The organism is Rhodovulum sp. PH10 (assembly GCF_000293785.1).
In the GTDB taxonomy this organism is placed as follows: Bacteria; Pseudomonadota; Alphaproteobacteria; order Rhizobiales; family Xanthobacteraceae; genus Rhodoplanes.
Map to the genome: position 1 here is coordinate 1 of NZ_AKZI01000129.1, position 5,008 is coordinate 5,008.

General features: G+C 70.0%; 7 protein-coding genes. 2 read left to right on the forward strand and 5 right to left on the reverse strand.

Going from position 1 to position 5,008, the window contains the following annotated elements; genetic code table 11:
- Nucleotides 1-41: 41 nt before the first annotated feature.
- From A33M_RS18565 to A33M_RS18580, 4 genes are all read right to left on the reverse strand, one after another.
- The gene (locus tag A33M_RS18565; RefSeq protein ID WP_157223558.1) at nt 42-347 is read right to left on the reverse strand and encodes a flagellar protein FlaG; all 306 of its coding nucleotides are present in this window, start codon (nt 345-347) and stop codon (nt 42-44) included.
- Nucleotides 348-883: 536 nt separating this feature from the next.
- Entirely contained in the window at nt 884-1,360 is a 477-nt protein-coding gene (locus A33M_RS18570) for a hypothetical protein (RefSeq protein ID WP_008390446.1), read from the reverse strand.
- Nucleotides 1,357-1,839: a rod-binding protein gene (locus A33M_RS22565; protein WP_008390447.1), complete on the reverse strand. Its 483-nt coding sequence runs from the start codon at nt 1,837-1,839 to the stop codon at nt 1,357-1,359. Before A33M_RS22565 ends, A33M_RS18570 begins: the two co-directional genes overlap by 4 nt.
- Nucleotides 1,839-2,957: a flagellar basal body P-ring protein FlgI gene (locus tag A33M_RS18580; RefSeq protein WP_008390449.1), complete on the reverse strand. Its 1,119-nt coding sequence runs from the start codon at nt 2,955-2,957 to the stop codon at nt 1,839-1,841. Before A33M_RS18580 ends, A33M_RS22565 begins: the two co-directional genes overlap by 1 nt.
- Before the next feature lie 383 nt (nt 2,958-3,340).
- Here A33M_RS18580 and A33M_RS18585 point away from each other — a divergent pair, with 383 nt between their 5' ends.
- Together A33M_RS18585 and dksA are read left to right on the forward strand one after the other, a co-directional pair.
- Entirely contained in the window at nt 3,341-3,769 is a 429-nt protein-coding gene (locus tag A33M_RS18585) for a flagellar assembly protein FliX (protein WP_008390452.1), read from the forward strand.
- 205 nt (nt 3,770-3,974) lie between these two features.
- Nucleotides 3,975-4,391: an RNA polymerase-binding protein DksA gene (gene dksA / locus A33M_RS18590; protein ID WP_040621701.1), complete on the forward strand. Its 417-nt coding sequence runs from the start codon at nt 3,975-3,977 to the stop codon at nt 4,389-4,391.
- Between the two features lie 177 nt (nt 4,392-4,568).
- Here the strand turns inward: dksA and A33M_RS18595 are convergent.
- The coding region (locus A33M_RS18595; protein WP_192814132.1) for a hypothetical protein at nt 4,569-5,008 on the reverse strand (440 nt) is incomplete at its 5' end.

Here is a 5,008-nt window from a genome sequence, read left to right on the forward strand (position 1 = left end):
GCGGCTCCGGCGCAGCCCCGTCGGAGTTCCCAAACGGGCTCTCAGGCCCTGAGATCGGCGCGGCTCATCACCTCGGCGGGCGAGGTGCCGTCCTGCAAGGCGCGATTGTAGGCGCGCATGCGCAGCAGCGCTTCCTCGGGAATTTGGCGGAGCACCTGCCGCGACTTCGAGTCGATCACGCGGAACACCACCTCGCGGGTCTGCGGATCGAGCACCACCTGGCGGGTGGTGTTCTCCTGCGCGTGGAGGGCCTGGTTCTGGGCCGGCTGGCTCTGCGCCGGCGGATTGCCGGACTGCGCGAGCTTGGGGTCGGTCGCGCTCTCGGAGGACGGGGTGGGGGCCGTCACGGCCTTCGCCGACGGGAGCACCGTCGGGACGACCGGCGCTTCCACAGTCACCGGGCGCGCGGCGTCGGCGCTGGTGACGCCGATCGGCGGCCGTATGGTGAGGCTCGTGTCCATCGCCTGACCTGTCGCTTCGGCGGCCGCCCCTCCGGATTCGCGCTGCCGTTTGCACCCTTTCGAGACGACAGTTCTAAAGAGCCGGAATTAACGGCTTGTTAGGAAACGTGGTTAGGGGAAAATACTTTTGTGGCTAAAATTTTAACGATTGATCGGGATCGATTTTCGCGTTGATTCGACCAGGCTTCGCCCGGACCACGAGAAAACCCGCGGACGACCCTCGGCGAGCGCGCGGCGGGTACCGCTCGGCGCCGGTATCGTGATGCGTGCGGCCGGCCGCGCCGGCCGGGCGCGCCGGCCGGGCACTCCGGCGAATGCCGTTCAAATTGCGCGGGCTTTTGCACGAGACCGGCCGACCGCGGCGGGCCGCCCGTCACGGGCGTGCCGGCGCGCGCCCCCTCGCCGGCCTCGGGCGGCAGCTCTCAGAGCGTGCGGTAGAGCGCGAGCGGCCGGGCGTGCCGCTGGTCGGCCACCGTGGTGCGGCCGGAGGCGCCGTAAACCTCCGGCGAGGCGATGCGGGTGGTCTCGGCGGCGACGCCGCGGACGATCCCTTCCGACACCGCGTGGGCGGTGGCGAGCGCGGTCAGGTTCTCCTGCAGGCGGCTCTGGAAGGCGGCGTGACGCGCCTTGACCGCCTCCAGCACGCCGCCGAGCTCGTCGCGCAGCCGGGGCAGGCTGTCGCGCAGACGCTGGCTGTCGGCGAGATAGGCGCGGGCGTGGTCGGTCTTCACCGCCGCGAGCTTGGCCACCTCGCCGAGCTTGCCGGCGCGCACCAGCCGGCCTTCCTCCTCGATCACGGTGGAGAGGGCGGCGATGGTGTCGTCGAGCGAGGCGATCACGGTCGCCGCCTCGGTGGCGGTGGCGATCGGGTGGGGCACGGCGTCGGGGCTCTGCATCATGGCGTGGTCTCGCTCGGCTGAGAGGGCTTCTTGTCGGTGGCGGTGGCGTAGGCGGCCTGCGCGGCGGCGGCGGTGGCGGCCGAGCCCGGCGAGGCGGAGGTCTTCTGCCCGCCGGCGGATGCGCCGGCGCGCGCCTCCTGCAGCCCGAGCAGCGTCGGATAGACCTGATCGGCGATGCCGATGCCGCCGTTCTCGGCCATACCCTTGGTGTAGGCGTCGACCAGGAACGAGCGCCACACGCCGGTGCCCGGCCCGTTGCCGAGCGGCCCGTCCTCGCCGGTCTCGGTGAACATGTGCTCGACCATGGTGTTGAGGAACATCGCCTCGAAGTCCTTGGCCTGGCGGCGCGCCGCCTCGGCCGGGGTCTGCGCGGCGGCCGAGCCGCTCGCGAGCGCCCGGTGGGCGGCCAGCGCGGCATCGCCCGCGCCGAGCCCGCCGACGGCGGAGGAGGGAGAGGAGAGGGACGAGAGCGCCGTCATCACATCACCTCGAGATCGGCCTGGATGGCGCCGGCGGCCTTGATCGCCTGCAGGATCGAGATCAGGTCGCGCGGCCCGATGCCGAGCGCGTTGAGCCCGTCGACCAGCTGCTGGAGCGACACGCCCTCGCGCACCACGGCGAGCTTGCGGCCGTCCTCGGTGACGCCGACCTGGGTGCGCGGCACTTCCACCGTCTGGCCCTGCGAGAACGGCGCGGGCTGGCTCACCTGCGGCGACTCGCTGATGGTGACGGTGAGGTTGCCCTGGGCGACCGCCACCATCGACACCCGCACGTCGCGGCCCATCACGATGATGCCCGAGCGCTCGTCGATGATGATGCGGGCCGGCTGGTCGGGCTCGATCTGCAGCTGCTCGACCTCGGTGAGCATCGCGACGACGTTGCCGGTGTATTCCTTCGGCACGCCGAGCTGGACGGTCGCGGGGTCGAGCGGCTCGGCCACCGGCATGCCGAGAAAGTCGTTGATCGCGGCGGCGATGCGCTTGGCCGTGGTGAAATCGGGATTGCGCAGAGCGAGCCGCACCTGGGTGAGCCGGTTGAGCGCAAAATCGATTTCACGCTCGATGATCGCCCCGTTGGCGATCCGCCCGACGGTCGGCACGCCGCGGGTGATCTTCGCCGCGTCGCCTTCCGCCTGAAAACCGTTGATCGCGAGCGAGCCCTGCGCCACCGCATAGACGTTGCCGTCGGCGCCGAGCAGCGGCGTCACCAGCAGCACGCCGCCCTGCAAACTCTTGGCGTCGCCGAGCGCGGAGACGGTGACGTCGACCCGTGTGCCCTGGGTGGAGAAGGCCGGCAGATTGGCCGTCACCATCACCGCCGCGACGTTGCCGGTGCGCAGCGTCTGGCCGCGGATGTTGACGCCCAATCGCTCCAGCATCGCCTGCAGCGACTGCTTGGTGAAGGGCGAGTTGTTGATGGTGTCGCCGGTGCCCTGCAGGCCGACGACGAGGCCGTAGCCGATCAGCTGGTTCTGGCGGACGCCCTCGACATTGGCGAGGTCCTTGATGCGCGAGATCGCGCTGGCCTGGGGCGCTGCCGCCACCAGGGCGACCGCCGCGACCAGGATCGCGAGTGCGTACTTGAAGGGCGTCCGCATGCTTCGGCAACTCCGACCGAGGGTTTCCGGAAATTGCTCTGCGAGGACCGTGCCACGCCGTGCGGCGGGACTTCATCGTTGAATTCATGCGAATTTTTGAAATGCGTCGGCCGGCCGACCCTTGCGCCGCCCGGTCGATCGCGGCCCGGTGCGGGCCGGGCCCGGCAAGTTTTGCCGGCCATTTACCTCTCGTTAACCACGCGAGGGGTTACCCTCGGCCTCGTTCGAGCGATCGTGATTCCGGATTCGCGTCGTCCTGCGCTCCAATGGGGTGGGCACGGCGGCTGCGCCACCGGCTCCCGTCCCGCTCGACAGGCTCGACAGGCACGACACGCTCCACTCGGGGGGCGTCACGCGACCCGCAGCGAAACCGGATCCCGCTCATGCGCATCACCGGACCGAACGGACCCGCCAAGACCGGCACCGCCGCCCCGGCCTCCCGGCGCACCGGCGGTGGCGGCGGCACCTTCTCGCTCGGCGACACCACGGCGCCGCTGCAGCCGGCGGCGACCAGCGCCACCCAGAGCCTGACCGGCATCGAGGCGTTGCTGGCGCTGCAGGGCGTCGAGGACGCCACCGAGCGGCGCAAGCGGGCGGTCGGCCGCGGCCGCTCGGCGCTCGACGTGCTCGACGAGATCAAGATCGCGCTGCTCGCCGGTGATCTCGACCCGCGTTTGCTGTCTCGCCTGCAGAGCGTCGCGGCGAGCCTCAAGGAGCCGAGCGGCGACCCCGGCCTCGACGGCGTGCTGGCCGAGATCGAGCTGCGGGTGGAGGTCGAGCTGGCCAAGCTGAAGCCGGCCGGAAACACCTGAGAAAGACGCGGATCCCCCTCTGCCGCAGGCGTTTCCTCGTTTCTCGGCGAGGCCGCGCGACGGCCTCTGCCATCCGGCGGGATTAGTCCAATCTGTTGTTGTCGTCGTGTCGCATCGCTTGTATATAGCGTGCGCACTCACGATGAATCGACCATAGAAGTCGAAGTGAAGGAATCGGGTCGGCCGCGTTGGGAGTGAGCGTGTCATGCGCCTGGAGACGGACAGGTTATATCGGCCAACGGACAAAGAACCCTTCATGAACGAGCGGCAGCGGGAGTACTTCCGGAAAAAGCTGCTCTGTTGGAAAGAAGACATCCTGCGGGAGGCGAAGGAGACCCTTCAGCACTTGCAGGACGAGAACCAGAACCATCCCGATCTCGCCGATCGCGCGTCGTCGGAGACGGAGCGGGCGATCGAGCTGCGGGCCCGTGACCGGCAACGCAAGCTGATCGCCAAGATCGACGCCGCCTTGCAGCGGATCGACGACGGCACCTACGGCTATTGCGAGGAGACCGGCGAGCCGATCTCGATCAAGCGGCTCGAGGCCCGTCCGATCGCCACCTTGTCGCTGGAGGCGCAGGAGCGCCACGAGCGGCGGGAGCGGGTCTACCGCGACAACTGATCCCGAGCGATCGGCACCCGATCGTCCTGCGCCTCGCCCCCCGGCGGGGCGCATTCGTTTATGCGCAGATGTTTTTTCGACGCATCGACGTCGGCCGACGGCGACCTCGGCCGACGGCGACCTCGATCGAGGGCGGCTCGGTGTCGTGGGGCGCAGGTCAGTGGTGGCTCGCCACCCTCAGCGGGGCGGGACGTAGGGGCGCACCCGCACGATTGGCGCGCGGCCGCGCGGCGGCGACCGCAACGGCCGGGCGACCGGCTCGGTGGCGATCGACGGATCGTAGAAGGTGACCGAGGTGTTGCCGGCGATCGCCGTCACCGGCCCGACGACGCCGCCCACCACCCGGGTGCGCGGCTCGGCCCGCACGCACGTCTTGGTCGGCAGGCAGTTGCCCGCGGCGTCGCAGATCGGGCGGCAGAACCTGCCGGGCGCGTCCCAGGTGTAGTTCTGCACCCCATAATAATGCCGATAGTCGCAATAGGGGGCGCAGTCGTTGGCGCTCTGCGCCGCGGCGGGCGAAAGGGCGGCGCTCGCCGGCAGCGCGAGCAGCACCAGTCCGAGCAGAGTGATACCAACGGCGACAGAGTCCGACCTCGTCCTGAGGAGCACTCCGCAGG